This is a genomic window from Streptomyces sp. NPDC059037 (assembly GCF_042740015.1).
Lineage (GTDB): Bacteria > Actinomycetota > Actinomycetes > Streptomycetales > Streptomycetaceae > Streptomyces.
The window spans coordinates 1-25892 of the sequence record NZ_JBHYIG010000097.1 but is presented as its reverse complement, the minus strand read 5'-3'; the positions used below and the strand labels follow the sequence as shown (position 1 = coordinate 25892).

Here is a 25892-nt window from a genome sequence, read left to right as displayed (position 1 = left end):
GGTGTCGTTGTTTTCCTGGGGGGGGGGGGTGGGGGCCGGGGGGGGGGGGGGGGGGGGGGCGGGGGGGCGGGGGGGGGGGGGGCGCCCCAAAAAGCTTTCGCCGCGAAGCGGCGGTACGGCGACGCGGAAACCCACTCTTAGCTCAGCCCGCCCACCGGCAACTCGCCCGCCGAAACCTCCAGCACGCCCCGCTCCGTCACCAGCGCCGTCACCAGCGAACCCGGGGTCACGTCGAACGCGGGGTTGTGGCCGCGCGAGCCGGCCGGTGCCGTGCGGACGCCCGCCCACTCCAACACCTCGTCCTCGCCCCGCAGTTCGATGTGGATGTCCGAACCCGTCGCCGTGCCGAGATCGACCGTCGTCGTCGGCGCTGCCACCACGAACGGGATCCCCGCGTGCGCGCACGCCAGCGCGATCCCCACCGTGCCGACCTTGTTGGCCGTGTCGCCGTTCGCCGCGATCCGGTCCGCCCCGACGATCGCCGCGTCCACCTCACCCCGCAGGATCGTCCCCGCTGCGGCGCCGTCCGCCTGCACGAAGTGCGGTATCCCCTCCTGCGCCAGCTCCCACGCGGTGAGCCGCGCGCCCTGCAGCAGGGGGCGGGTCTCGTCGGCGTACACGGTCTCCAGGCGGGCACGGCCGTGGAGTTCGCGTATGACGCCGAGCGCCGTGCCCCAGCCCGCCGTGGCGAGCGCGCCCGTGTTGCAGTGGGTGAGGATCCGCAGCGGACGGTCCGCGGCCGCGGGGACGCGCTTGAGGAGCCAGTCGGCGCCGAACGCGCCCATCGCGTGGTTCGCCTCCAGGTCCTCCCGTACGATCGCGTCCGCCTCGGCGAGTACCGTCGGCAGACCCGCGTCGATGAGCGGGGCGACCCGGTCCACGCAGACCATCAGGTTCACGGCGGTGGGTCGTGCCGCCCGCACGCGGGCCACCTCCGCGTCAAGGCGCGCACGGTCCCAGCCCTCGCGTTCGCCCTGCGCCATGGCGAGCGCGACGCCGTAACCGCCGGCCGCGCCGATCGCGGGCGCGCCGCGCACCACGAGCCGCACGATGGCGTCGATCAGCTCGTCGACGGTGGTGACGTCGAGGCGGTTCAGGGCGTGCGGCAGCGCGGTCTGGTCGATGAGCGAGAGGGACGGGACAGCGCCGCCCTCCGCGGCCGCCGTCCACGTGACGGCGCGCAGATCCTGGCTGGTCATGGTGGTCAACTCCGAGGAAACAGGGGCGATTGGGGCCATGGGAGGAGGGGTGCCGTCACCGTACCCGAAGGGCTCGAACCATATTTCGAGACGTCCGTGCGGCTGTCCGAAATCCGGTGTTACCCTCACCGCCACCCAGGACGGATCGACCCACGGTGCGAGGAGGACAGCCATGTACGACGCCATCTACGGCACGGACGTCATGCGCTGCCCCGCCGTGTCCTTCGACGCCCCGCGCATGTGCCGCTGTCGTGGCTGTCGCTCCTGTCGCCGCTGAGCGACACTGCTCCGCACCGTCCGCTCCCCGCCACCGCCTGGGCTCCCAGGCACCTTCGAGAAGGCGCTCCCCTATGTCCCTCTCCACGCGCATATCCCTCAGGATCACCGCCGCCACCGTCGGTGCCGTCCTCCTCGCCTCCGGCTGCAACGCCGCCGCCGACAAGGGCGGCTCCGACGGCGACAAGGGCGCCAAGGCGTTCACGCTCGTCACGCCGGACCCCGTGGCCCAGAACGAGTTCCTCAAACTGGCCGTCTCCGGTGTGAAGTCGGCCGCGAAGGCGCAGGGCGCCGGGACGCCGAAGGTCTTCCAGAGCAGCGACACGTCCTCGCGGCAGCAGAACGTGCAGTCGGCCGTGGACTCCGCGCCCGACGTGATCACCCTGGTCGGCTTCGAGTTCGCCGACCTTGCCGCGCAGCAGGCCGAGGCGCACCCCGAGCAGCAGTTCCTGCTCGTCGACGCGTGCACGAAGAAGACGTACAAGAACGTCACCTGCGCGGTCTTCCGGGAGCACGAGGCGGTGTACCTCGCGGGCGCGGAGGCGGGTCTGCTCACCAAGAGCAAGAAGGTGGGCGCCGTCGACGTCCTCGACACCCCGCAGTTCCGGCGCTACAGCGAGCCGTTCGAGGCCGGTGCGAAGAAGGTCCGGCCGAAGGCCACTTCGCGCACGCTGTTCGTGGGCGGGCAGTCGCCGTTCAATGACGCGGCGCGCGCCAAGGAGCAGGCGGCGACGCTCGGTTCGGGCGGGGCCGACCAGGTGATGGCGGCCGCGGCGGGCGGCAACACGGGCGTCTTCCAGGCGGCGAAGTCCGGTGGCTTCAAGGCGTACGGCGTGGACGCCAACCAGTGCCTGACGAGCCCCGGCAACGTCGTGGACAACGTACTCAAGAAGACCGATGTCGCCGTCGAGAAGGGCATCGCGCAGATCCTGAAGGGCAAGGGCGGCAGCACGGTGTCGTACGGCCTGAAGGAGGGCGGCATGTCGCTGACGGCGCTCGAGCCGGGGCTCGCGGACTCCAAGTGCCTGATCGCCGGCCACAAGGACGTGCTCAAGCGCGTCGAGTCGCTGCGGGACGACATCGTCGCCGGGAAGCTGAAGGTCAATGACCCCGCGGCCTGAGTCCGTCACGGCCGATACGCCCGCCGTCGAACTCCGCGGGATCACCAAGGAGTTCCCCGGCACGCTCGCCAACGACCGGGTGGATCTGACCGTCGCGCGCGGTGAGATCCACGCCCTGATGGGGGAGAACGGCGCGGGCAAGTCGACGCTGATGTCGGTGCTCTACGGCCTCCGGCGGCCGGACGCCGGGCAGATCCTGCTCGACGGGCGCGAGGTGACGTTCGCAAGGCCGAGCGAGGCGATCGCCGCCGGGCTCGGCATGGTGCACCAGAGCTTCAAGCTGTTCCCTTCCTTCACGGTCGCGGAGAACGTCGTGTACGCCGCCGAGCCGCGCCGCTTCGGTCTGACGGACCGGGCGGAGGCGGTGCGGCGTGTGGGTGCGCTCGCGAAGGAGCACGGGCTCGCGGTGGACCCGGCGGCGAAGGTCGGGGAGCTGCCGGTGGGTGTGCGTCAGCGCGTCGAGATCCTCAAACTCCTTTACCGGGGCGCCCGTACGCTCATCCTCGACGAGCCGACGGCGGTGCTGACCCCGGCGGAGGCCGACGCGCTCTTCGCGGTGCTCCGCTCCCTCGCGGACGACGGCCGCACGGTCCTCCTGGTCACCCACAAGCTGCGTGAGGTGATGGAGGGCAGCGACGCGGTGACGGTCCTGCGGGACGGCCGGGTGGCGGCGCGGATGCGTACTTCTGACACCACGGCGGACGGGATCGCGGCGGCGATGACGGGCCGCGCGGTCGAACTTGACCGGGTGCACCCGTCGGGCACACCGGGCGGTCAGGTCCTTGCTGTGACAGCCCTGAGCACGGACGCCGTCCACGACGTCTCGCTCACCGTGCGCGCCGGGGAGATCGTCGGCGTCGCGGGCGTGGCGGGCAACGGCCAGTCCGAACTGGCCGAGGCGCTCGCGGGCCTGCGTCCGCTCACCGCCGGCCAAGTCACCCTCTCCGGGCAGGACATCACCGAGGCGACGGCCGCGGGCCGCCGTGCGGCGGGTCTCGCATACGTCCCCGAGGACCGCACGGCGGTCGGCACGGCACCGGCCGCGACGATCGCGGAGAACCTGGCCATGGGCCACCACCGGGGCCACGGCCTGCTCCGCCCGTCCTGGCTCCGCGAACACGCACGCGTCCTGATCGACCGCTTCGGCATCAAGGCGGGGTCGTCCCGGCACACGGCGGGCTCACTGTCCGGCGGCAACCTCCAAAAACTGGTCATAGGCCGCGAACTGGCCCACGAGGCCCCCCTGTTGATCGTCGAGCAGCCCACCCGAGGCGTCGACATCGGCGCCATCCAGACCATCCACGACCAGTTGATCGCCCACCGCGACGCGGGCCACGCGATCCTCTTGGTCTCCGCCGAACTCAGCGAGATCCGCGGCCTCTCGGACCGCGTCCTGGTGATGTACGAGGGCCGGGTGGCAGCGGAGTACGCCCGCGACGACGCGGACGAGCGGACGCTGGGGCTTGCGATGGCGGGCGGGGCAGACGCGAACGCGGCGGCGGGCTCGGCGGACGACTCCGACGCCGCGACGGCAGCGGACCTGCCGGACAACGCCCCGGCGAAAGCAGCACCCTCCGCGCGCGCCGCAGCACTCGGGCTCGCGAAGGCAAGCGGTGCCGACACGAACCCCACGGCGAACCCGACGCACGACTCCAACGCCGCGACGGCAGCGGACCTGCCGGGCAACGACCCGGCGAAAGCAGCACCCTCCGCGCGCGCCGCAGCACTCGGGCTCGCCACGGCAAGCGGTGCCGACGCGCACCCCACGGCGAGCCCGGCGGACGGCTCCGACATCGCGGCACCGACCGACGCGGCGGGCGACACCGCGGCGGACGTGGCGCCTTCCGCGGGCGAGCGGGCGCTCGGGCCCGCGACGGCGGGCAGTGCCGATGCGTATGCCGCAACTGCCTCGGCAGCAGCCGCCCCACCGAGCAACGTCCCGGCAGAGGTGGCTCCTGCCTTGCGTCGTGATGATGGCGGCGATATCAGCCCGGCCGATGCCGCTGTCTCCCCCGGCGGCCGGACCGATGGCGATCCCTCCGTCGTCCCCGCTCCGCGTGAGAGTGACGACACCGCGCCCGTGAAGGAGGGCCCCTGACATGGCCGTCGAGACGCAGTCCCCCGGCACCTTGGGGGCACTCGGCGCGCGTGTGCTTCGCGCGCCCGCTCTGCACTCCGTCGTCGCCGCCGTTCTCGTCGGCGCGCTCTTCCTGATCGGGACCGGGGCCGATCCCATCGGGGCGTACGGATCCGTCGTCAGTGGGGCGCTCGGGCCCGACGGGATCGGGTCCACGCTGACCACCGGGACCAGCATCATCGGGCTCGCCGTCGCGCTCGCCATTCCGATGCGGGCCGGGCTGCTCAACCTCGGCGGGGACGGGCAGTTGGTGCTCGGTGGGATCGCGGCCGCCGCCACGGGGCTCTACTCGCCGCTGCCCGCGCCGCTCACCGTCGTCGCCGCGCTGCTCGCGGGGATGGCGGCCGGCGGCGCGTACGCCGCGCTCGCCGCGGTGTGCCAGAACCGGTTCGGCGTACCGCTGTTGGTCAGCAGTCTGCTGCTCGGGTATCCGGCCATGTCCTTCGCCTCCTATCTCGCGCGCTTCCCGCTCAAGGAGGAGGGGTCGAGCCTGCCGCAGACCCGGCGGCTGCCGGACGGGGTGGAGCTGCCCGCCTTCGGGGCTTCGACCGTCACCGTGGGCCTTGTGCTCGTGGCGGTCGCCGCCGCCGTGTACCTCTTCACGGACGCCCGGACCGCCGCCGGTTACGAGATCCGCATGACGGGGCTCAATCCGCGTTTCGCCGCGTACGCCGGGGTCGACAGGACCAAGCTGACGCTGCGTCTGATGGCGCTGTCCGGCGCCGTCGCGGGCCTGGTCGGCGCGATCGGCGTGCTCAGCTTCCCGTACCGCTTCATCGACGGTTCGCTCACCGCCGCCGGGCACACCTGGACCGGCCTCACCGCCGCCCTGCTCGCCGCCGCCGCGCCCATCGGCACCGCGCTCGCCGCGCTGTTCTTCGCCGCGCTCGAAGTGGGCGGGCTCGCCATGGAGCGGACCACGGAGGTGCCGCGCGAACTGACCCAGGTCCTCCAGGCCGTCGTCATCGTCTTCCTCGCCGCCCGGCTGAATCTGACGTGGCGGCGCGCAAGGAAGAAGCCCACCGACACGCATGACGCGAAGGAAGTGAGCGTGCGATGAGCGTCGACTCCGCCCTGTTCCACTCCGCGCTGCTCGCGCTCACCCCAATCCTGCTCGCCGCACTCGGCGGCGCGATCTGCGAGCGGGCCGGCGTCTTCAACATCGGCCTCGAAGGCATGATGCTGGTCGGCTGCTTCAGCGGCGTCGCGGGCAGCTGGTTCACCGGAAGCGCGTGGCTGGGTGTCGCGTTCGCCGCCCTCGCTTCGGCGGCGTACTCGATGATCCTGGCCGTCGGGACGATCAGTCTGCGCGGCGACGCCGTCGTCCTCGGCGTCGCGCTGAACCTCCTCGCGGTCGGCCTCACCGGATTCCTGCTGCGTACGGTCTTCGGCGTGCAAGGCACCTTCTCCGACCCGGAGTTGGCGGGACTCGGCGGCATCGACATCCCGTTCGTGGGTGCCGTCCTGTCCGGGCACTCCGCCCTCGTGTATCTGTCGTGGGCCGCCGTCGCCGTGGCGGCGGTGTTCCTCGCCCGCCACCCGTGGGGCCTGCGGCTGCGCGGCGTCGGCGAAGCGCCCGACGCGGCGGCGACGCTGGGGGTCAGTCCGGCGAAGTACCAGTACGCCGCCGTCCTCACGTCAGGCGTCCTGTGCGGGCTCGCGGGCGCTCAACTCGCCCTCGGGAACGTCACGTTGTTCTCCGAGAACATGACGGCGGGGCGCGGCTGGATCGCTGTGGTGGCCGTGATGCTGGGCCGCGCGCTGCCCCTCGGCGTACTGCTCGCGGGGCTGCTCTTCGGCATCGCGGAGGCCGTCGGATTCCGGCTGCAGGGGCTCGGCATGCCGCAGCAGGCGACCGACGCGGCTCCGTACGTGGTGACGCTGGTCGCCCTCTTCCTGTCCACGGCGCGCAGGCGCCGCCGCAAGTCCCCGGCATCCCCGCCATCCTCGGCATCCCCGGCATCCCCGCCACCCCCGGCATCCCCGGTAGGAGAACCCGCATGACGACGTCGCCCGGCGACACACTGCCCATCACCCGCGTCCCCCGCACCGGCCTGCCCACCAGCGCGGTCGTCGTCGGCGACCCGGCCCGCGCGGCGGCGGTCGCCGACCTCCTCGCCGACGCGAAGGAGGTGTCGTACCACCGCGAGTACCGCACCTTCACCGGCACCTGGCAGGGCACGCCCGTCGTGGTCGCATCGCACGGCGTCGGCGCACCGGGGGCGATCCTCCTCTTCCAGGAGCTGGCCGAGGCGGGCGTCACCACCATCCTGCGGCTCGGCACGGCGGGCGCGATCCGCCCCGGCATCGGCGACGGCGACCTGGTCATCGCCGACGCGGCGGTGCGCGACGACGGCGTGACGGGGCAGCTGATCCCCGCCGAGTACCCGGCGTTCTCGACCCCGGAGGCGGTCATCGCGCTGCAGCGCGCCGCGCGGGCGGCCGGCGCGCCGTACCACCGGGGCGTGGTGTGGACGCGGGCCGCGTTCCAGCCGGGCTTCCTGCCGCTGCCCGGCGAGGCGTACGCGGCGGCCGGGATCGCCGCCATCGAGATGGAGCTCTCGGCGCTGCTCGTCTTCGCCGCCACGCACGGCCTGGTCGCGGGCGGCGCGCTCGTCGTGGACGGCGCCAACGCCGACGAGCTGGTCGACGAGGAGGCCCCCTTTTCGACAGGTGGCTACAACCCGCACCGCGACGTGGTCGCCGAGGGAGTCGACCGGGGCGCCCGGATAACCTTGGACGCGCTGCGCCTGCTGGCCGGCGCCGACCACTGAGCCGCGCCCCCGCCCCCAGGCCGACGAAGACCACGGAGAACGGAACCGATGCACCCCACTGACCTGCCGGCCCAGGACCGGGGCGGCTCCGTCGATCTCCTGGTCCACGGCGGCGACGTACTCACCGTCGACCCGTCGGGCACCGTCGTGACGGACGGCGCGGTCGCCGTACGCGACGGGAAGATCGTCGAGGTCGGCCCGGCGGAGCGGCTGCGGGCCACGTACGAGGCGGCCGATGAGCTGGACGCCGAGGGCTGTCTCGTCCTTCCCGGCCTCATCAACACGCACACGCACCTCGCGATGACGCTGTTCCGCGGCATCGCCGACGACGTCACGCTGCAGGGCTTTCTGGCCCGGGTGATCCCGGCCGAGGCGGAGCGGCTCTCACCGGAGACGGTCACGGCGGGGATGCTCGGCGCGATCGCCGAGTCAGTACGCGCCGGGGTCACCGCCGCGCTCGACATGTACTGGTTCCACGAGGCGGCCGAGGCGGTGGCCCGCGACGCCGGGTGGCGGCTGCTCACAGGACCCACGTTCATGGACGTGCCGGGCCCGCCGGACGGCCGCGCCTACGCCGACAGGATCGGCTGGGCGGCGGCCGACCTCGCCGCCCGCACCCCGGCGCCGGGCACACGCCCGGTGCTCTTCGCGCACTCCGCGTACACCCTGGTGCCCGAGCAGCTGACGGCGATCACCGCACTCGCCCGTGAGCACGGGGCCCTGCTGCACATCCACGCCGCCGAGAACGCGGGCGAGGTGGCGACCGTCGTCGAGCAGCACGGCATGCGCCCCGTGGAGCTGCTCGAATCGCTCGGCGTGCTCGGCCCCGACACGCTGCTCGCGCACGCCGTCGACCTCACCGACGCGGAGATAGCGGCCATCGCCCGCACCGGCACGGCGGTCGCGCACTGCCCGGTGTCGAACCTGAAGCTGGGCTGCGGGATAGCCCGCGTCCCCGACCTCCTCGACGCGGGCGTCACGGTGGGCCTCGGCACGGACGGCGCGGTGAGCTCCAACACCCTCGATCTGCTCGGCGCGGTGAACCTCGCGGCGCTCGTGCACAAGGCGGGCGGCGACCCGACGGCGGTCGGCGCCGAGCAGGCGGTCCGCATGGCGACCATCGAGTCGGCGCGGGCGCTGGGCCTCGCCGACCAGCTCGGCTCGCTCGAATCCGGCAAGCGCGCGGACCTGATCGTCCTTGACCTCTCCCGGCCGCACCTCACGCCCCGGCACGACCCGTGGTCGATGCTGGCCTACAGCGCCGCGTCCTGCGACGTCCGCGACACGGTCGTCGACGGCCGGGTCCTGATGCGCGACCGTACGCTGGAAACCGTGGACGAACAGCACGCCATCAGCGCCCTGCGGGACGCGGCGGCATCCACCGCACCGATCAGCACCTCCGAAGTGGCAAGCACCGTATGACCTCCGAAACGGCCTTCGAGCCCACCCGCGGCTTCACCGGCCGCGCCCGCGCCGCCGACCGCGATCCGCGTCTGCCGCCCGGCCAGTACGACGCGGCCGACGGCTGGCCCGTCCTGTCCGCCGAGGTGACGCCCGAGCTGACGCCCGATGACTGGACGTTCCGCGTCGACGGCCTCGTCGCATCGCCCCGCACCTGGACGTGGGACGAGGCGCACGCGCTGCCCGCGTCCGAGTACCGCGGGGACATCCACTGCGTGACCAGCTGGTCCAAGTTCGGGGTGCGCTTCGGCGGGGTGGGCCTCGACGCGTTCCTGGCCGCCGCGGGGCCGCGCCCCGGGGCCACGCACGTCGTCGCGTACTCGCACACCGGCTACACCACGAACCTCCCCCTGTCCGACGTCACGGACGGCAAGGCCTGGATCGTCTGGGAGTACGGGGACGGGCCCCTGCCGCCCGAGCACGGCGGCCCCGCCCGTCTGATCGTCCCGCACCTCTACTTCTGGAAGAGCGCGAAGTGGATCGCGGGGCTGCGGCTCCTCGACCACGACGAGCCGGGCTTCTGGGAACAGAACGGCTATCACCACCGGGGCAATCCCTGGCGGGAGGAGCGCTACTCCGGTGACTGACACCTTCGTACCCCCCACGCGGTTCGCCGTGCCCGGCAGGATCGCGGTGAGCAATCGCGCGGCTGCCGTCTGGCAGCGGGCGACGGTCGTCGAGATCCGCCGGGAGACGCCCGCCGCCTCGACGTTCCGCCTCAAGGTGCCCGACTGGCAGGGGCATCTGCCGGGCCAGCACCTGATGCTGCGCCTGACGGCTCCGGACGGCTATGTCGCCCAGCGCCACTACTCGATCGCGTCCGCTCCTCAGGACGCGGAGGCGTCCGGCGAGATCGAACTGACCCTGGACCATGTACCGGGCGGCGAGGTGTCAGGGCACCTCCACACGGTGGCCCGCGTCGGCGACACCGTCGAGGTGCGGGGCCCGCTGTCCGGCTTCTTCGCCTGGCCTGGAGACCGGCCGGCGCTGCTCCTGGGGGCAGGCTCCGGGGTGGTCCCCCTGATGTCGATGCTGCGGCACTGGCGGAAGGCGGGGCCGAGCGTCCCGCTGCGGCTCCTGGTCTCCGCCCGTACGCCGGCGGATCTCATCTACGCGGACGAGTACGGGGACGAGACGCGGGTGATCCTCACGGGTACGGAGGGCCGCCTGGCAGCGGGGCACCTGGCCCCGCTGCTTTCCCCGTCCTCGCTGCCCGAGGGCGGCTGGGAGGCGTACATCTGCGGCTCGAACGGTTTCGCGGAGCACGCGTCGCGCCTGCTGGTGGCCGCGGGCCAGCCGGTGGACCGGGTCCGCATCGAGCGGTTCGGCTGAGGGCTCCACCGGGGTTCTGCGCACCGTCGATCACCTCGACGGGCTGATACTTCCCCGCCCTACGGCGAGACCTCCTCCAAGCGCCGCCCCGCGGTCTCCTCGGCCCCGAGCGCGGCGACCACCGCCCCCACGACCGCGACCGCCCCCAGCACCACGAACACCGTCGACACACGACCGCCCGCGTACACCGCCCCCACCACAATCGGCCCCAGGATGACCCCCAGACGGTTCATCGCCCCGCCCACACTGCTCCCCAGCGCCCGCATCCGCGTGGGAAAGAGCTCCGGCGTGTACAGGTACAGGCAGATGTTGGACCCGAAGAAGAAGACCGCGGCGAGCGAGGTCCACGCCAGGACCTGCAGCGGCGTGCCCGCCCCCAGGAACGCGAGGACCAGCAGCATCGCCGCAGCCCCGCCCAGACACCCGGTGATGACCCGCCGGCGCCCCGCCCTGTCGACGGTCAGCGCCGCGACGAGGCAGCCGAGCAGCCCCGCGCAGGACGTGACCGTGGAGTAGAGGAGCGCGTCCGAGAGGGAGAGGCCGTAGCGGTTCTGGTAGATCGTGGGGAGCCAGGACGTGATGCCGTAGTTCACGAAGTAGCCGGTGAACCAGAGGACGCCGATCACGAGGGTGCGCCGCCGGTAGCGTCCGGTGAACAGGCCTCGCAGCCCTCGCTCCCCCTCCCCCGGCGCCACGTCCGGAAGCGGCTCGGGTGCGGGCGGCGGCAGCGGCTTCCCCGTCACCCGTTCGACCTCGGCCTCGATCCCGCTCATCACATCGGCGGCCTCCTGTGCCCTGCCGTGGTCGGCGAGCCACCGCGGCGACTCGGGGACCTTGCGCTGTACGAGGATGCAGAGCAGCCCCGGGAGCGCGGCCAGGGCGTACATCCAGCGCCAGCCGAGAATCGGCACCACCCAGGCGGCGACGAGCGCGCCCACGGTCAGGCCCGCCGGGAACACCAGCTCGTAGAGGAGGACGAAGCGGCCGCGTTGGTGGCTGCGGGTGATCTCGGCGATGAAGGTCGCCGCCACCGGCACCTCGCCGCCGATCGCCAGGCCCTGGATGAAGCGCAGGCCCATGAACATCTCGGGCGAGGTGGCCAGGGACAGGGCCAGGTTGGCGGCGCTGGACAGCGCGATGCACAGCGCGATGACCTTCACCCGGCCGATCCGGTCCGCTAGCCGCCCCGAGAGCAGCGCCCCGACCAGCATGCCGATGGAGCCGACGGTGAGCAGCAGGGTCGCTGCGGAGGTGCTGAGGTCCCACTCCTGCCGCAGCCCCGGCAGGGCGTAGGCGATCAGGAGCTGGTCGAAGGCCTCGAAGAAGGTGACCGCGCCCACGATGAGCCGGACGGTGACGTGCCAGCGGCACAGGGGAAGCCGTTCGAAGCGGGCGGCTATGGCGGCCCGGACCGCATGGTCCGGGGAAGCGTCGATCGTCATGCGGGTACTCCGCTGCTGAGGGGGCGGGGGCGGGGACGAGCAGGGGGACGCTCCGGCTGCGAAGTCTGGGGAAACCCGAGTCGAGGAGCAAGTAAGCGCAAAGTTTCTAAGCGCTTAAGTTGTACCGTCAGGACACCGGAGCCCGTCAAGGGCTTCCACGGGGGAAATCATCGAGGAGCGGTCACGGATTGGGTCTTGCGCTCCAGATATTTAAGCCCTTAGATTTCTAGCGCTTACCGAAGAGCATCCGGAGCCCACCGCAGAACACCCCGCGGTCCACCCCGGATCGGATCCAGCGCGCCAGGAGGCCCCCATGCCCCGCATCCCAGCCGACGAAGCCCTCATAGCGGGCCGGTGGCGGCGCGGTTCGGGCGCCCCGGCCGACACCGTCGACCCGGCGACGGGCCGCACGCTCGCCACCGTGCACGCGGTCTCCCCCGACGAGGTGGCCGAGGCCGCGCAAGGGGCGGCACGGGCCGCCGCCGACCCGCGGTGGCGCCGGCTCCTGCCCCATCAGCGCGCCCAACTGCTGCACCGCATAGCCGAGTTGAACGAGGAGTCGGCCGAAGAACTCGCCGCTCTGCAGACCGCCGACACCGGCAAGGCGCTCACCGAGACCCGCGCCCTGGTGGCCAGCGCCGCTGCGACCTTCCGCTACACGGCGGCCGCCCTTGAGACGGCGGAGGAGGCCATCACGCCATCGCGCGGCGACTACGTGACGATGAGCGTGTACGAGCCCATCGGTGTGGTCGGCGCGGTCAACCCCTGGAACTCCCCCGTCGCCAGCGACGCCCAGAAGCTCGCCCCGGCGCTCGCGGGCGGCAACGCGGTGCTGCTCAAGCCCGCCGAGTGGACCCCGCTCGTCTCGCTCTCGCTCGGCCGGATCATCTCCGGTGTGCTCGCTGAACTCGGCCTGCCCGCAGGCCTGTTGTCGGTCCTGCCGGGGCGCGGCAGCGTCGTCGGCGACGCGATCGTGCGCGATCCGCGGGTCGGCAAGGTCGCCTTCACCGGCGGCACGAGCACGGGCCGCACGATCGCCCACGCGGCCGCCGAGAAGCTGATGCCGGTCTCGCTGGAGCTGGGCGGCAAGTCGCCGACGGTCGTCCTCGCCGACGCAGATGTCGAACAGGCCCTGGCCGGGGTGATGTTCGGGGTGTTCTCCTCCAGCGGGCAGTCCTGCATCGCCGGGTCACGGCTCTTCGTGGCGCGTGAGATCTACGCCGAGTTCGTCGGTGAACTGGTCGAGCGGGTGCGGAAGTTGCGGGTCGGCCCCGGCACCGCCCCCGACACCCAGGTCGCGCCGCTCGTGCACCACAAGCACCGGGGCTCGGTCGCCGCGTACGTCGATCTCGCGCGCTCGGAAGGCGCGAGGGTGCTGTGCGGCGGGGCGGTTCCGGAGGGTGCCGAGTACCGCGACGGTGCGTACTACCTGCCCACCGTCATCGACGGTCTTCCCAACTCCTCCCGCACCTGCCAGGAGGAGATCTTCGGACCCGTCCTCGTCGCACTGCCCTTCGACGACGAGGACGACCTCGTACGACAGGCCAACTCCAGTGTCTACGGCCTGGCCTGCGGCATCTGGACCCGCGACCACCGGGCCGCCTGGCGGATCGCGCGCCGCGTCGACGCGGGCACCGTCTGGGTCAACACCTACAAGCAGTTCAGCATCGCCACGCCCTTCGGCGGCATGAAGGAGAGCGGCCTAGGTCGGGAGAAGGGCCGCGACGGCATCCGCGCCTACCAGCGCCAGAAGTCCCTGTACTGGGGCGTCTCGGACGCGCCGCTCCCCTGGGCCGACTGACCCTCTGGGCCAACTGATCCTCGTACCTCCGTACATCTGTACCTCTGTACCTCTGTACCTCTGTACCTCTGGAGAAGGCCATGCCTCAACCCCCGATCGCGCGCCTGCGGGCCCTGCGCTCCGTCGAACTGCTCACCCCCTCCTTCACCGAGGCCGCCGACTTCTACCAGGAGGTCTGGGGTCTGGAGACCGTCGAGTCCGAGCGCGGCACGGCCGCCTGGCTGCGCGGCACCGGCGCCGAGCACCACGCACTCCAGCTGACCCGCGCCGACCGCACGGGCCTGGGCCGGATCTCCTTCGCGGTGGCCACGCCCGCCGAGGTCGACGAGGCGGCGCGGCGGCTGCTCGCGCGCGGCATCACACCGGTCGCAGGGCCAGGACCGCTCGACCCGGTCGGCGGCGGCTACGGCCTGCGCTTCACCGACCACGAGCACCGGCTCATCGAGATCAGCGCGGAGGTCGAGGCGGTCGCCCCGCGCGGCCGGGACGGCGCCGTGCCGGTCGGTGTCACGCACGCGGTCCTCAACACCACGGACATCGACGCCTCGGTGGCCTTCTACCGCGACGTCCTCGGCCTGCGCGTCTCCGACTGGTCCGAGCACCAGATGGCATTCCTGCGCTGCAACGCCGACCACCACTGCATCGCCTTCAACCAGGCGGAGTGGGTCTCCCTCAACCACGTGGCGTACGAGATGAGTTCGGTCGACCACTTCATGCGGGGCCTCGGCCGGCTGCGGCACCACGGCGTCGTCCCGCAGTGGGGCCCGGGCCGGCACGGCCCCGGCAACAACACCTTCTCCTACTTCGCCGATCCCTCCGGGCTCGTCTGCGAGTACACGTCCGAGGTCGCGCAGATCGTCGAGGACCAGTGGATCGCACGGGTCTGGCGGCGCGTTCCGGACCTTTCCGACCTGTGGGGGACGGCCGGGCCGCCCTCCAAGGAGATCCGCCGCCACATGGCGGGGTCGCCCGACCCCGGCCCGCTCTGCGCCCACAAGAAACCGGAGGTTCAGGCATGACGCGCGTACGCAAGGTCGGCATCGTCGGCTGGGGCGCGATCGGCCGGGTCGTCGGCATCGCGCTCGCCGAACAGCGCGTGCCCGGCGCCGAGTTGACCTGTCTCGTCGACAACCGTCCGCTCGGCGAGAGCGCGCCCGCCCCGCAGGTCTCGTTCGAGACGGCCCTGGAGCGCTGCGATCTGATCGTCGAGGCGGCGGGCCAGGGTGTCGTACGCGAATGGGGCGAGCGCGTGCTCGCCTCCGGGACCGATCTGCTGGTCGCCTCGACCGGCGCGCTCACCGACGAGGAGCTCTCGAAACGGCTCCTGGCGGCCGGTCCCGGCCGCGTGTACTTCACCGGGGGCGCGGTCGGCGGTCTCGATCTGCTCCAGGCGGTGCGCTCCATCGGCCCGCTCGACGAGGTCGCCCTCACCACCACCAAGCTGCCGTCCACGCTCGAACAGCCGTGGATGGACGATGAGTTGCTGTCCCGCATGCGGACGGCGACCGGTCCGGTCGAGGTGATGTCCGGGACCGCGCGCGACGTCCCGGTGAAGTTCCCCAAGTCGACGAACGTCGCGGCGTCGGTCGCGCTGGCCGTCGGCGACCCGGACGCTGTGCGGGTCCGGGTCGTCGCCGACCCCGGCGCCCACCACACGCGGCACGTCGTCGAGGCGTCGGGCCCGCAGGGGGCGTACCGCTTCGAGGTGGCGCATCTGCCGGACCCGGGCAACCCGGCGACCAGCCAGGTCGTGCCGTACGCGGTCCTGCGCAGCCTCGCCGCGCTCGCCGGGCGTACGGGGCAGATCCTGTGACGGCCGTGCCCGTGCGCGCGCCCGTGCCCGTGCATGTCGAGGAGGCGGGTTCCGGCGGTCCGCTGCTGCTGTGCCTGCACGGCATCGGTTCGTCGTCCGCCGCCTTCGCACCGCAGCTCGCCGAGCTGTCCGCGTATGTGCGGGTGGTGGCCTGGGATGCTCCCGGATACGCCAAGTCGCCCGATCCCGAAGGGCCGTTGGACCTGGACGGCTTTGCCGACGCGGCGGCCGAGGTGATCCGCGAGCGCGGGGCGAGCGCCCATGTGCTCGGCGTCTCGTGGGGCGGCGTGATCGCGCTGCGTCTTGCCGCCCGCCACCCCGAGCTGGTCGACTCGCTGATCGTCGCGGACTCCAGTGCCGGTTCCGGGACCGATCCGGCGAAGGCCGACGGCATGCGGCAGCGGGCCGCCGAGCTCGCGGAGCTCGGCCCGCGGGCGTTCGCCGAGCGGCGCGGGCCCCGGCTCGTCTCACCGGACGCGCCGCCCGAGCTGGTACGGCGGGTCGTCGACACCATGGCCGCGTCGGTGCGCCTGCCCGGATACGGGTACGCCGCCGAGTCCATGGCCGCGGCCGACCTGCGCGCCGAGATCCCCCGGATCACCGCGCCCGCCCTCGTCCTCTGCGGCGACCAGGACCGGGTCACCGGCGTCGAGGCCTCGCAGGTCATCACCGGGTCCCTGCACAAGACCGCCTACGTGATCGTCAAGGACGCCGGTCACCTGGCCAACCAGGAGCGGCCCGGGGCCTTCAACGCCTGGGTGCTCTCCCACCTCCACATCACCGCCCGTATCCCCGAGCAAGCCCAGGCCGCTGGGCAAGCCCACATCACCGAGTAGGAGCCTTCTCATGCCTCTGACCACCACCGAGTACGACAACGGCGGCGACCTCGGCAAGTACACCGACTCGCTGATCGCCACCAAGGAGTCCCGCGTCGCGGACTTCAGCACCCTCTCCTTCCAGGAGAAGGCGGGCCCGCAGTACCGCCGCGGGCAGATCCGTTACGTCGGCTCCGGCGCGACCGGCAACCACGAGAACGACAGCCGCATCCTGCCGTCCGGCGGCTTCACCTTCTCCAACATGCTGCTTCCGCCCGGCGCGGAGGGCCCCGAGCACACCCATCACGACGTCGAGGAGGCGTTCTTCGTCCTGGAGGGCCAGGTCAAGGTCGGCATCCACCGCGGCGCCGACGAGGTGGAGTACCGCACGCTCGGCTACCGCGACATGATCGTCGTGCCGGCCGGTGTGGCCCGCTCCCTCAAGAACGAGGGCGACACCGACGCCCTGTTCTGCGTCGTCATCGGCACGCAGAAGCCGCAGGTGCCGACCTATCCCGAGCACTCGCCGATGCACGGCGTCACCCGTGACTGACTTCCGTACGGTCGTCGTCACTGGGGCGGGCCGTGGCCTGGGGCTGGCCATGGCCCGCCGGGCGGGCGAGGACGGCTTCCGGGTCGTCGTCGCGGAGGTGGACGGCGAGCGGGGCGCGCACGCGGCCGCCGGGCTGCGTGCCGACGGCCTCGACGCCCACTTCGTACGCTGCGACGTGGCGGACCCGGCATCGGTCGACGAACTAGCCGATTCCGTACGGAACTTGGGCCCGCTGTACGGCCTGGTCAACAACGCGGCGCTCGCCAACGGGGTGGGCGGCAAGGAGTTCCAGGACATCGACGTCGAGGTGTGGGACCGCCTGATGGCGGTCAACGCACGCGGCCCCTGGCTGGTCGCCAAGGCCCTCCACCCGCTCTTCGGCTCCCCCGGCCGGATTGTGAACATCGCGTCCGACGCGGCGCTCTACGGATCGCCCCGTCTCGCGCACTACATCGCCTCCAAGGGCGCGGTCATCGCGCTGACGCGGGCCATGGCGCGCGAACTCGGCGACAAGGGGATCACCGTGAACGCGGTGGCGCCCGGGCTCACCGAGGTCGAGGCGACCGAGACGGTACCGGCCGAGCGGCACGCGCTCTACCGGGGCAACCGGGCGATCTCGCGCCCGCAGCAGCCGGACGACCTGGTCGGGCTCGTCTCCTTCCTCCTCTGCGAGGAGTCCCGCTATCTCACCGGACAAGTGGTCGCCGTCAACGGCGGCTTCACCATGCACTGACCGAACCGACTGCACTGACTGCACCGACTGCACCGACTGCACCGACTGCACCGACTCAACTGACGTACAGGAGCGATGAATCATGGATCTGGGCCTCGCCGACCGGACCGTCCTGGTCACCGGCGGCAGCTCGGGCGTCGGCCTGGCCACGGTCCGCGCCCTGCTCGACGAGGGCGCGCGGGTCGCCACCTGCGGGCGTGACGCCGAGCGGCTCGGCAAGGCCGCGGCCTCGCTGGGCGGCGGCGACCGGCTGCTCACGGGGGTGTGCGACGTACGGGACGCGGACGCCGTACGGGAGTTCACGCGGCACGCGGCGGACACCTTCGGCGCGATCGACGGGCTCGTGAACAACGCGGGGCAGTCCCGTATGAAAGGTCTGGACGAGTCGACCGCCGACGACTGGCGCGACGAGCTGGACCTGAAGTTCGCCGGGGTCCTGAACCCCCTGCACGCGGCGCGCCCGTACCTCGCGGCGTCCGGCGCGGCGAGCGTCGTGAACGTCAACGCGGTCCTGGCCAAGCAGCCCGAGCCGCGTCTGATCACCACGAGCGCGGCCCGCGCGGGCATCCTCAACCTCTCCAAGTCCCTGTCGGTGGAGCTCGCCCCCGAGGGCATCCGCGTCAACTCGGTCTGCCTGGGCCTCATCGACACCGGCCAGTGGACGCGGCGCCACGCGGCCGCCGACTCCGGCCTCTCCTACGAGGACTGGCAGGCGGAGCTGGCCGCCGACCGCGGGATCGCGCTCGGCCGGCTAGGGCGGGCGGAGGAGGTCGCGTACGCGATCGTCACGCTGCTCTCGCCCCGCGCCTCGTACACCACCGGCACCAGCATCGACGTCTGCGGCGGCGTCGGCCGCTCCATCCTCTGAGGAGCTCAACCATGCGACCCATGCACTACGCCACCGGAGGCGATCTCCTCGTCGCCGTCCTGCGCGAACTCGGCGTCGACACGGTGTTCGGCATCGTCAGCGTGCACAATCTGCCGCTGGTCGAGGCGGTCGACCGGGAGCTGCGGTTCGTCCCGGTCCGCCACGAGGCGACCGCGGTGAACGCGGCCGACGCCTACGGCCGGGCCCGCGGCTCCCTTGGCTGCGCGCTCACCTCGACGGGCACGGGCGCGGGCAACGCGGCGGGCTCGCTGGTCGAGGCGCTGAGCTCGGGCACGTCCGTGCTGCACATCACCGGCCAGGTGGAGAGCGAGTTCCTCGGCAGCGGCCGCGGCTTCATCCACGAGACCAAGGACCAGCTCGGCATGTTGCGCGCGGTCTCCGCGTACGCGGCTTCCGTCCCGTCGGCGGACGACGCGGGCCGCATCCTGCGCGAGGCGGCCCGCGCGACACTGACGGATCCGGGCGGCCCGGCGAGCGTGGAGTGGCCGGTCGATCTGCAGTACGCGGCGCAGACGGATGCGGAGGGCTCAGCGGATACGGGCCCGGCGGGGTCGGCGGGCGTGAGTCCGGCAGGGTCGGCGGGCGTGAGTCCGGCAGGCTCGGCGGACGCGGGCCCGGCAGGCGCGGCGGACGCGTGCCCGGCAGGCGCGAGTCCGACCGGCTTGGCGGACGAGGGCCCGGCAGACGCGAGTCCGACCAGCCCGGCAGGCACAGGCCCGGCAGGCTCGGCGCACGCGAATCCGACCAGCCCGGCAGACACAGACCCGACCGGCCGGGCGCACGCAAATCCGACCAGCCCGGCAGACGCGAATCCAACCAGCCCGGCAGACGCGAGTCTGACCGGCTCGGCGGGCGCGGGCCCGGCAGGCGCCAGTCCGACCAGCCCGGCGGACGCGGGCCCGACCGACCCGGCAGGCACAGGCCCGACCGGCCCGGCAGGCGCGAACCCGACCAGCCCGGCAGACGCGAGTCTGACCGGCTCGGCGGGCGCGGGCCCGGCAGGCGCCAGTCCGACCGGCTCGGCGCACGCGGGCCCGGCAGGCGCGAATCCAACCAGCCCGGCAGGCACAGACCCGACCAGCCCGGCGCACGCAAATCCGGCCAGCCCGGCGGACGCGAGCCCGACCGACCCGGCAGACGCGTGCCCGGCAGGCGCGAATCCGACCAGCCCGGCAGACACAGACCCGACCGACCCGGCAGGCACAGACCCGACCGGCCCGGCGCACGCAAATCCGACCGGCCCGGCGGACCCGAATCCCCCCGGCCCGGCAGACGCCGCCCCGCCGCGCAGGCCGGTCGGCCACCTGCCCGCGTCAGCTCCCGTGCGGCCGGAAGAAGAACCCGCCGGCGCCGCCGAGACGCTCCAGGTCACGGATCCGGCCCTCGCGACGCCCGCGCGCCGGGAAACCACCGGTTTCCCCACACCGCCCGGGCCCACCCCCGCCGGGGGCCCCGTCGGAATCTCCGACCCTGCGGACTCGCCGCTTCCGGCACCCGCCGACCGCAGGTCGGCCGCCGCGCCTTCGCCGTTCGCAGCCCCGCGAGCCAGCCGCCCGCTTCCCGCCGAGGGTGAACTCGCCGCCGCCCAGGCCCTCTTGGCCGCCGCCCGGCGCCCCCTCATCTGGGCCGGTGGCGGAGCCACGCGGGCCCGTGCCGAGCTGGGCGCGCTGCTCGACGCCACCGGGGCGGGGCTGCTCAGCTCCAACTCCGGGCGGGGCTCCGTGCCCGAGGACCACCCGCAGGTGATCGGGAACTTCGCCACCACCCCCGCCGCCCGGTCCCTCCTCGCGGACGCGGACCTGCTGCTGACCATCGGCACGCACTTCCGGTCCAACGAGACCGCCGACTACAGCCTTGAACTGCCCGCCGCGCACATCCAGATCGACATCGACGCCGCCGCCCTCGGCCGTGTGTACCCGGCGCGGCACCCTCTGCACGGTCACGCGCCCGACGTGCTCGCGGCCCTGCTGCCGCACGCGCGACGGGCCGAGGAGAGCTGGACGCGACGTATCACCGAGGTCCGCGGGGACGTCCGCGCCACCCTGCACGACAACATCGGCCCGCAGGCCGCGATCTGCGACGCCATCCGGGCCGCGCTGCCCCGCGAGGCCGTCGTCGCCCGCGATGTGACCATTCCGTCCAGCAGCTGGGGCAACCGGCTCCTGGAGATGTACGACCCGCGCGACAACGTCTTCCCGCGCGGCGGCGGCATCGGGCAGGGGCTCGGCATGGGCATCGGCGCGGCGCTCGCCAGGACCGACGCGCCCACCGTCGTCCTCGCCGGCGACGGCGGACTCGCCGTCCACCTCGGGGAGCTCCTCACGCTCGCCCAGGAGCGGCCCCGGCTCACCCTGATCGTCTTCAACGACGGCGGGTACGGCGTGCTCCGCAACATGCAGGACCGCTACAGCGAGCGCCGCTCCGGCGTGGACCTCGCCACGCCCGACTTCGAACTCCTCGCCCAGGCCTGCGGGTTGGCGTACGCGCGGATCGCCGCCGAGGAGCATGCGGAGCCCGTCATCAGCCATGCCGTCTCCTCCGACGGCCCGGCCCTCGTCGAGGTCGACCTGGCCCGGCTCGGCCCGATGAAGAACCCGTTCACCCCGCCCGTCAAGATCCCCGGCCAGTGAGGAGGTCCCTGCCATGAATGAGAGCGAACTGACGCTGCTGGTGCGCCGGATGACCTGGGAGGCGGACGGAGTACTCTCCGTCGAGCTCGCCCACCCGGACGGCAAGCCGCTGCCCGCGTGGACCCCCGGCGCGCACCTCGACGTCCACACCGGCGGCCACATACGCCAGTACAGCCTCTGCGGCGACCCGCGGAACGTGTCGGCGTACCGCATCGGCGTCCTCAACGAGCCGACGTCGCGCGGCGGTTCACGGCACATGCACACCACGCTGCGGCCCGGCCAGACGGTGACGGTGTCCGAACCGCGCAACCACTTCCCCCTCGACGACGCGCCGGGCTATCTGTTCATCGCGGGCGGCATCGGCGTCACCCCCCTCCTGGCGATGGCCCGCGAGGCGGCGCGGCGCGGAGCCGACTGGCGCATGGTGTACGGCGGACGCAACCGCGACTCCATGGCGTTCACCGATGAACTGGGCGCACTGAACGGCGACTTGACCTTCGTCCCGCAGGACGAGCACGGACACATCGACCTCGCCGCGGCGCTCGACGGCTGTACCGAAGGCACGCTCGTGTACTGCTGCGGCCCGGAGCCGCTGCTCGCCGCCGTGGAGGCGGCCTGCCCGGCCGAGCGGCTGCGCGTGGAGCGGTTCGCCGCGCCCGTCGTGGAGCGGGCCGGGGACGACTCCGCGTTCGAGGTGGAGTGCCGGGCGTCCGGGCTCACGCTCTCCGTCGGCGCCGGCACCTCGATCCTGCGGGCCGCCGAGGACGCGGGCCTCAACGTCAGCAGCTCCTGCCAGGAAGGCATCTGCGGCAGCTGCGAGACCCGCGTGCTCGAAGGCACACCCGACCACCGCGACTTCCTGCTCAGCGACGCCGAGCACGCGACGAACGCCTCGATGATGATCTGCGTCTCGCGCTGCGCGTCGGGCCGCCGCCTCGTCCTCGACCTGTAAGACCTGTAGATCCCCCCTGGAGGCACCCGTGACCACCACCTGGCCGTACCTGGACGTCCACCAGTCCCGTACCCACGAGCCGACCCCGTACGAGTACAAGCTCGCCGCCACCCTCGAAGAGGTCTTCACCAAGGACGGGCACGAACTCGCCGATGTCGTACGGGGCTTGAACGCCCGTCAGGTCCACGCGCCGGACGGCGCCCCGTGGACCGAGGAATCCTTCCGTGCCGAGATGAACCGACTGGGAGCGTGACCCCGATGACCACCCCGACCCCCCGCGTCGGCCCCGCCGCTTCCGCGGACCACATCTACGCCACCGGTCTGCGCAACCAGTGGCACCCCGTCGTCCCCTCGGACTTCGTCGCCCCCGGCGCGATGCGCAAGGTCACCGCCCTCGGCGAGCAGTGGCTGCTCTTCCGCCGCTCGGACGGCACCCTGTCGATGCTCGCGGACCGCTGCCCGCACCGCGGGGCTCCCCTGTCGCTCGGGAAGCACCTCGGCGACCGGGTGGCCTGCTGGTACCACGGCGTGGAGGTCGAGACCGACGGCACGGTCTCCTCCGTACCGGGCCTGCCCGGCTGCAACCTGGAGGGCAAGAAGCTCGTCACGTCGCTGCCCGTGCGGGAGACCGGCGGCGCGATCCTCGCCTACTTCGGCGACGAGCGGCACCCGGAGCCGGCCGAGCTGACGCTGCCGGATCCGCTCACCGACCCGGACGTCGACGCGTTCCTCTGCTACGCGGAGTGGAACGGCCCGTGGCGGTTCGCGGTGGAGAACCTCCTCGACCCGATGCACGGCGCGTTCCTCCACCATGAGTCGCACACCATGTACGACGGCGACACCACCGCCAAGTTCCGCATCCGGGAGACGGACCGCGGCTACTTCTTCGAGAAGACCGACCAGCGGGGCGTCAACTTCGACTGGGTCGAGCTGTGCCGCACCGGTGTCGACTGGGTGGACCTGACCATCCCGTACCCGCCGTCGGCGGGGCCCGGCGGCCCGTTCGGCATCGTCGGCATGGTCTGCCCGGTCGACGAGAACCGCACCGGCGTCTTCTTCTGGCGCTACCGCCGCGTCCAGGGCTGGCAGCGCGACACCTGGCGCTTCCTCTACAAGACCCTCATCGAGGAGCGCCACTGGCAGGTCCTTGAGCAGGACCGGGTGATGCTGGAGGCGATGCCCGCCGACGCGGACCAGCGCGAGAACCTCTACCAGCACGACCTGGGCTTGGTGCGGCTGCGCCGGATGTACCGCGCGGAGGCGGAGGCTCAGGCCTCTGCTTCGTGAGGTCCGTCGGAGTCCGTGATCGACCGCTCCAGCTTGGACATCAGACGGGCCAGCTGGCGGCACTCGGCAGGGGAGAGTCCGCCGAGCATCCGGCGTTCGTTGTCGAGATGCTCGGCGAACACCTCGTCGATCTTGGCGAGGCCCTCGTCCGTGAGCCGCGAGTAGACCACGCGGCGGTCGTCGGCGTCCCGCTCCCGCACGATCAGGCCGTCCTTCTCCAGACGGTCGATGCGCAGCGTCACCCCGGCCGACGAGACGAGCCCGGAGTCCGCGAGCTGTCCCGCGGTGAGCCGGTAGGGCGCCCCGGCCCTGCGCAGCGCGGTCAGTACGTCGAATCCGGCGACCGCGAGGCCGTGCCGCTCGATCGCGGTGGTGAGCCTGGTGTTGTAGCGCAGGAACGTGCGGTGCAGCCGGGCGAGCACCTCCAGGGGCGAGGTGTCGAGCTCGGGCCGCTCCCTGGCCCAGTCCTCGATGATGGACGCGACCGCGTCCTGGTGGGCCCCCGCCGACTTCTTCACGGCCATGTGCCGTAGCCTCCCTCTCGCCCGTCCCGCGGTCAGTACGGAACGTCAGTGCGGACGTCAGTGCGGACGTCAGTACGGAAATCTTAGCCCTGAGAGATATACGTATTCGCCTGACCCCCGTGCGCAAGGGCCCCAGGACACGCCATAATCGTCCGATACATCGGATGTCTTCTGTCTTGTGAGGCGAGGTCCCCATGGCTGTCACCGACGAAGCCATCGAAAAGATCAAGGGCATGATCGTCTCCGGCGCGTTGCGCCCCGGCGACCGGCTGCCCAAGGAGAGCGAACTCGCCGCCGACCTGGGCCTTTCGCGCAACTCACTGCGCGAGGCGGTGCGCGCGCTCTCCCTGATCCGCATCCTCGACGTACGACAGGGCGACGGCACCTACGTCACCAGCCTGGATCCGCAACTGCTGCTCGAAGCACTGAGCTTCGTCGTCGACTTCCACCGCGACGACACGGTCCTGGAGTTCCTCGCGGTGCGCCGCATCCTGGAGCCGGCGGCCACGGCCATGGCCAGCGTCCACATCACCGAGGCCGAACTGGACGTGCTGACCTCCCAGTTGGACGCCCTCGGCGCGGCGCCTTCGGTGGAGGAACTGGTCGCCTGCGACCTGGAGTTCCACCGCGGCATCGTGCAGTCGTCCGGCAACTCGGTGCTCTGCTCGCTCCTCGACGGTCTCTCCGGTCCCACCACCCGGGCCCGCATCTGGCGCGGCCTCACCCAGGAGGACGCCGTCAGCCGCACCCTGCACGAGCACCGGGCGATCCTCACCGCACTGCGGGACCGCGACGCGGAGGCGGCCAGGTCGTGGGCGACGGTGCACATCGCGAGCGTGGAGCAGTGGCTGCGCTCGACGCTGTGACTCGGCACCGCGCCTCGACGCTGTAAAGCACCCGGCGCCGAGGGAGTGCGCGGCCCTCCGGCGGGGCAGTGATCCGGTCACCGAGCGGCCATAAGGGGGCTGCGGAGGGCCCCGGCGGACGCCGTAAGGTTGGGGCGTACGTAAAGGACGTCGGAAGGAGGCCTGGGTGATCGAGCTCGAGGGGGTACCCGAGCTGGTCGACCCGGTCATGGTGGCCGCGTTCGAGGGCTGGAACGACGCCGGCGACGCCGCCTCCACCGCGGTCGCGCATCTCGACAAGGAGTGGAAGGGCGAGGTCTTCGCGGCGCTGGACGCCGAGGACTACTACGACTTCCAGGTCAACCGCCCCACGGTCTTCCTGGAGGGCGGCGTTCGCAAGATCACCTGGCCGACGACCCGGCTCTCGGTGGTCCGCGTGGGCGGCGACAAGCCGCGCGACCTCGTCCTGGTGCGCGGGATCGAGCCGTCGATGCGCTGGCGGTCGTTCTGCAACGAGATCCTGGGCTTCGCCCACGAGCTGGGCGTGGAGCTGGTGGTGATCATGGGCGCGCTGCTCGGCGACACCCCGCACACCCGCCCGGTGCCGGTCAGCGGCGTCACCTCCGACCCGGACCTGGCACGGACCATGGACCTGGAGGAGACGAAGTACGAGGGCCCGACGGGCATCGTCGGCATCCTCCAGGAGGCGTGCACGCACGCGGGCGTCCCGGCGGTCAGCCTCTGGGCCGCGGTGCCGCACTACGTGTCGCAGCCGCCGAACCCGAAGGCCACGCTCGCGCTCCTGAACCGCCTGGAGGACCTCATCGACCTGCGGATCCCGCTGGGCGACCTCGCCGAGGACGCCCGCGCCTGGCAGGTGGGCGTGGACCAGCTCGCGGCCGAGGACAGCGAGGTCGCCGAGTACGTCCAGTCGCTCGAGGAGGCCAGGGACACGGCCGAGCTGCCGGAGGCGTCCGGCGAGGCCATCGCCCGCGAGTTCGAGCGCTATCTGCGGCGGCGCGACGGCGGCGGTCCGACGCCGGGTGAGCGCACCCGGCCGCCGAAGCCTCAGCAGCGGCCGGGGACGGACGAGGACAGCGGCGGCACCGGCGGCACCAGCGGCACCGGCGAGGAACCCGGACCCTCTGATTCCTCCGAGGACTGACGAGGGCACGAGGACTGAACGAGCGCGGGGCGGCATCCTGAAGGATGCCCCCCCCCCCGGGTGGCCCACCAGTGGCCGGGCGGCCCCGGAGCAAGCCCAACGGCCGCAATTTACCGGCGAGCCCCCGCCCCCTGTTTTATAAA

The 25892-nt window shown here is 72.5% G+C and carries 23 protein-coding genes and 1 pseudogene; 21 read left to right on the top strand and 3 right to left on the bottom strand.

The window, feature by feature from the left end:
* Positions 1-137 precede the first annotated feature (137 nt).
* Complete coding sequence (gene mtnA, locus ACFWY6_RS21020) at positions 138-1199, bottom strand: S-methyl-5-thioribose-1-phosphate isomerase (RefSeq protein ID WP_384692445.1); 1062 nt, start codon at positions 1197-1199, stop codon at positions 138-140.
* A 350-nt stretch (positions 1200-1549) separates the two neighbouring features.
* On the opposite strand from mtnA, the gene ACFWY6_RS21015 reads away from it, so the two are divergent.
* From ACFWY6_RS21015 to ACFWY6_RS20980, 8 genes and pseudogenes are all read left to right on the top strand, one after another.
* Positions 1550-2596, top strand: a complete 1047-nt coding sequence (locus ACFWY6_RS21015; protein ID WP_384692443.1) for a BMP family ABC transporter substrate-binding protein — start codon at positions 1550-1552, stop codon at positions 2594-2596.
* Positions 2580-4085 (top strand): annotated as a pseudogene (locus tag ACFWY6_RS21010) (ABC transporter ATP-binding protein); the annotation flags it as partial. The gene ACFWY6_RS21015 and the pseudogene ACFWY6_RS21010, both read left to right, overlap by 17 nt.
* 610 nt (positions 4086-4695) lie before the next feature.
* Positions 4696-5793 (top strand): ABC transporter permease, encoded by a 1098-nt coding sequence (locus ACFWY6_RS21005; protein ID WP_384692441.1) that lies wholly within the window; start codon positions 4696-4698, stop codon positions 5791-5793.
* Positions 5790-6737, top strand: coding sequence for an ABC transporter permease (locus ACFWY6_RS21000; RefSeq protein ID WP_384692438.1), 948 nt, complete (start codon positions 5790-5792; stop codon positions 6735-6737). Before ACFWY6_RS21005 ends, ACFWY6_RS21000 begins: the two co-directional genes overlap by 4 nt.
* Positions 6734-7507, top strand: a complete 774-nt coding sequence (locus ACFWY6_RS20995) for a purine-nucleoside phosphorylase (protein WP_384692436.1) — start codon at positions 6734-6736, stop codon at positions 7505-7507. The genes ACFWY6_RS21000 and ACFWY6_RS20995 overlap by 4 nt, the downstream gene beginning before the upstream one ends.
* Positions 7508-7555: 48 nt before the next feature.
* Positions 7556-8929, top strand: coding sequence for an amidohydrolase (locus tag ACFWY6_RS20990; protein WP_384692433.1), 1374 nt, complete (start codon positions 7556-7558; stop codon positions 8927-8929).
* Complete coding sequence (locus ACFWY6_RS20985) at positions 8926-9555, top strand: sulfite oxidase-like oxidoreductase (RefSeq protein ID WP_384692430.1); 630 nt, start codon at positions 8926-8928, stop codon at positions 9553-9555. Before ACFWY6_RS20990 ends, ACFWY6_RS20985 begins: the two co-directional genes overlap by 4 nt.
* The gene (locus ACFWY6_RS20980; RefSeq protein ID WP_384692427.1) at positions 9548-10300 is read left to right on the top strand and encodes a ferredoxin reductase; all 753 of its coding nucleotides are present in this window, start codon (positions 9548-9550) and stop codon (positions 10298-10300) included. Before ACFWY6_RS20985 ends, ACFWY6_RS20980 begins: the two co-directional genes overlap by 8 nt.
* A gap of 59 nt (positions 10301-10359) precedes the next feature.
* On the opposite strand, the gene ACFWY6_RS20975 is transcribed toward ACFWY6_RS20980, so the two are convergent.
* Positions 10360-11742 (bottom strand): MFS transporter, encoded by a 1383-nt coding sequence (locus ACFWY6_RS20975; RefSeq protein WP_384692425.1) that lies wholly within the window; start codon positions 11740-11742, stop codon positions 10360-10362.
* Between the two features lie 313 nt (positions 11743-12055).
* On the opposite strand from ACFWY6_RS20975, the gene ACFWY6_RS20970 reads away from it, so the two are divergent.
* The 11 genes from ACFWY6_RS20970 to ACFWY6_RS20920 all read left to right on the top strand — a co-directional run bounded on the left by ACFWY6_RS20970 (position 12056) and on the right by ACFWY6_RS20920 (position 23215).
* Positions 12056-13543 carry an aldehyde dehydrogenase family protein gene (locus tag ACFWY6_RS20970; protein WP_384692422.1) on the top strand — a complete coding sequence of 496 codons (1488 nt, stop codon included), beginning with the start codon at positions 12056-12058 and terminating at the stop codon, positions 13541-13543.
* An 80-nt stretch (positions 13544-13623) separates the two neighbouring features.
* Entirely contained in the window at positions 13624-14562 is a 939-nt protein-coding gene (locus ACFWY6_RS20965; protein WP_384692420.1) for a VOC family protein, read from the top strand.
* A complete protein-coding gene (locus ACFWY6_RS20960; protein WP_384692417.1) occupies positions 14559-15356 on the top strand; it encodes an aspartate dehydrogenase domain-containing protein in 798 nt (265 codons plus the stop codon). Before ACFWY6_RS20965 ends, ACFWY6_RS20960 begins: the two co-directional genes overlap by 4 nt.
* Positions 15353-16192 carry an alpha/beta fold hydrolase gene (locus tag ACFWY6_RS20955; RefSeq protein WP_384692414.1) on the top strand — a complete coding sequence of 280 codons (840 nt, stop codon included), beginning with the start codon at positions 15353-15355 and terminating at the stop codon, positions 16190-16192. Before ACFWY6_RS20960 ends, ACFWY6_RS20955 begins: the two co-directional genes overlap by 4 nt.
* 10 nt (positions 16193-16202) lie before the next feature.
* Positions 16203-16724, top strand: coding sequence for a cupin domain-containing protein (locus ACFWY6_RS20950; protein WP_344529664.1), 522 nt, complete (start codon positions 16203-16205; stop codon positions 16722-16724).
* Positions 16717-17457: an SDR family oxidoreductase gene (locus tag ACFWY6_RS20945; protein ID WP_384692410.1), complete on the top strand. Its 741-nt coding sequence runs from the start codon at positions 16717-16719 to the stop codon at positions 17455-17457. Before ACFWY6_RS20950 ends, ACFWY6_RS20945 begins: the two co-directional genes overlap by 8 nt.
* A gap of 82 nt (positions 17458-17539) precedes the next feature.
* Positions 17540-18325 (top strand): SDR family oxidoreductase, encoded by a 786-nt coding sequence (locus ACFWY6_RS20940; protein ID WP_384692408.1) that lies wholly within the window; start codon positions 17540-17542, stop codon positions 18323-18325.
* A 20-nt stretch (positions 18326-18345) separates the two neighbouring features.
* A complete protein-coding gene (locus ACFWY6_RS20935; protein ID WP_384692463.1) occupies positions 18346-20976 on the top strand; it encodes a thiamine pyrophosphate-binding protein in 2631 nt (876 codons plus the stop codon).
* A gap of 13 nt (positions 20977-20989) precedes the next feature.
* Positions 20990-21928: a PDR/VanB family oxidoreductase gene (locus tag ACFWY6_RS20930; RefSeq protein WP_384692405.1), complete on the top strand. Its 939-nt coding sequence runs from the start codon at positions 20990-20992 to the stop codon at positions 21926-21928.
* Positions 21929-21956: 28 nt separating this feature from the next.
* On the top strand, positions 21957-22181 hold the full coding sequence (locus ACFWY6_RS20925) for a recombinase-like helix-turn-helix domain-containing protein (protein WP_384692402.1): 225 nt from the start codon (positions 21957-21959) through the stop codon (positions 22179-22181).
* Between the two features lie 5 nt (positions 22182-22186).
* A complete protein-coding gene (locus ACFWY6_RS20920; protein ID WP_384692399.1) occupies positions 22187-23215 on the top strand; it encodes a Rieske 2Fe-2S domain-containing protein in 1029 nt (342 codons plus the stop codon).
* On the opposite strand, the gene ACFWY6_RS20915 is transcribed toward ACFWY6_RS20920, so the two are convergent.
* Complete coding sequence (locus tag ACFWY6_RS20915) at positions 23197-23739, bottom strand: MarR family winged helix-turn-helix transcriptional regulator (protein ID WP_384692396.1); 543 nt, start codon at positions 23737-23739, stop codon at positions 23197-23199. The two genes, ACFWY6_RS20920 and ACFWY6_RS20915, sit on opposite strands and share 19 nt — an antisense overlap.
* 194 nt (positions 23740-23933) lie before the next feature.
* Here ACFWY6_RS20915 and ACFWY6_RS20910 point away from each other — a divergent pair, with 194 nt between their 5' ends.
* Together ACFWY6_RS20910 and ACFWY6_RS20905 are read left to right on the top strand one after the other, a co-directional pair.
* Positions 23934-24605 (top strand): FadR/GntR family transcriptional regulator, encoded by a 672-nt coding sequence (locus tag ACFWY6_RS20910; protein ID WP_249590945.1) that lies wholly within the window; start codon positions 23934-23936, stop codon positions 24603-24605.
* A gap of 166 nt (positions 24606-24771) precedes the next feature.
* Entirely contained in the window at positions 24772-25749 is a 978-nt protein-coding gene (locus ACFWY6_RS20905; protein WP_384692392.1) for a PAC2 family protein, read from the top strand.
* Positions 25750-25892: the final 143 nt, after the last annotated feature.

Bases quoted from the DNA above. Each gene is read 5' to 3' on its own strand.
- mtnA (WP_384692445.1), bottom strand. From the start codon at position 1,199: ATGACCAGCCAGGATCTGCGCGCCGTCACGTGGACGGCGGCCGCGGAG.
- ACFWY6_RS21015 (WP_384692443.1), top strand. From the start codon at position 1,550: ATGTCCCTCTCCACGCGCATATCCCTCAGGATCACCGCCGCCACCGTC.
- ACFWY6_RS21005 (WP_384692441.1), top strand. From the start codon at position 4,696: ATGGCCGTCGAGACGCAGTCCCCCGGCACCTTGGGGGCACTCGGCGCG.
- ACFWY6_RS21000 (WP_384692438.1), top strand. From the start codon at position 5,790: ATGAGCGTCGACTCCGCCCTGTTCCACTCCGCGCTGCTCGCGCTCACC.
- ACFWY6_RS20995 (WP_384692436.1), top strand. From the start codon at position 6,734: ATGACGACGTCGCCCGGCGACACACTGCCCATCACCCGCGTCCCCCGC.
- ACFWY6_RS20990 (WP_384692433.1), top strand. From the start codon at position 7,556: ATGCACCCCACTGACCTGCCGGCCCAGGACCGGGGCGGCTCCGTCGAT.
- ACFWY6_RS20985 (WP_384692430.1), top strand. From the start codon at position 8,926: ATGACCTCCGAAACGGCCTTCGAGCCCACCCGCGGCTTCACCGGCCGC.
- ACFWY6_RS20975 (WP_384692425.1), bottom strand. From the start codon at position 11,742: ATGACGATCGACGCTTCCCCGGACCATGCGGTCCGGGCCGCCATAGCC.
- ACFWY6_RS20970 (WP_384692422.1), top strand. From the start codon at position 12,056: ATGCCCCGCATCCCAGCCGACGAAGCCCTCATAGCGGGCCGGTGGCGG.
- ACFWY6_RS20965 (WP_384692420.1), top strand. From the start codon at position 13,624: ATGCCTCAACCCCCGATCGCGCGCCTGCGGGCCCTGCGCTCCGTCGAA.
- ACFWY6_RS20960 (WP_384692417.1), top strand. From the start codon at position 14,559: ATGACGCGCGTACGCAAGGTCGGCATCGTCGGCTGGGGCGCGATCGGC.
- ACFWY6_RS20950 (WP_344529664.1), top strand. From the start codon at position 16,203: ATGCCTCTGACCACCACCGAGTACGACAACGGCGGCGACCTCGGCAAG.
- ACFWY6_RS20940 (WP_384692408.1), top strand. From the start codon at position 17,540: ATGGATCTGGGCCTCGCCGACCGGACCGTCCTGGTCACCGGCGGCAGC.
- ACFWY6_RS20935 (WP_384692463.1), top strand. From the start codon at position 18,346: ATGCACTACGCCACCGGAGGCGATCTCCTCGTCGCCGTCCTGCGCGAA.
- ACFWY6_RS20930 (WP_384692405.1), top strand. From the start codon at position 20,990: ATGAATGAGAGCGAACTGACGCTGCTGGTGCGCCGGATGACCTGGGAG.
- ACFWY6_RS20920 (WP_384692399.1), top strand. From the start codon at position 22,187: ATGACCACCCCGACCCCCCGCGTCGGCCCCGCCGCTTCCGCGGACCAC.
- ACFWY6_RS20915 (WP_384692396.1), bottom strand. From the start codon at position 23,739: ATGGCCGTGAAGAAGTCGGCGGGGGCCCACCAGGACGCGGTCGCGTCC.
- ACFWY6_RS20910 (WP_249590945.1), top strand. From the start codon at position 23,934: ATGGCTGTCACCGACGAAGCCATCGAAAAGATCAAGGGCATGATCGTC.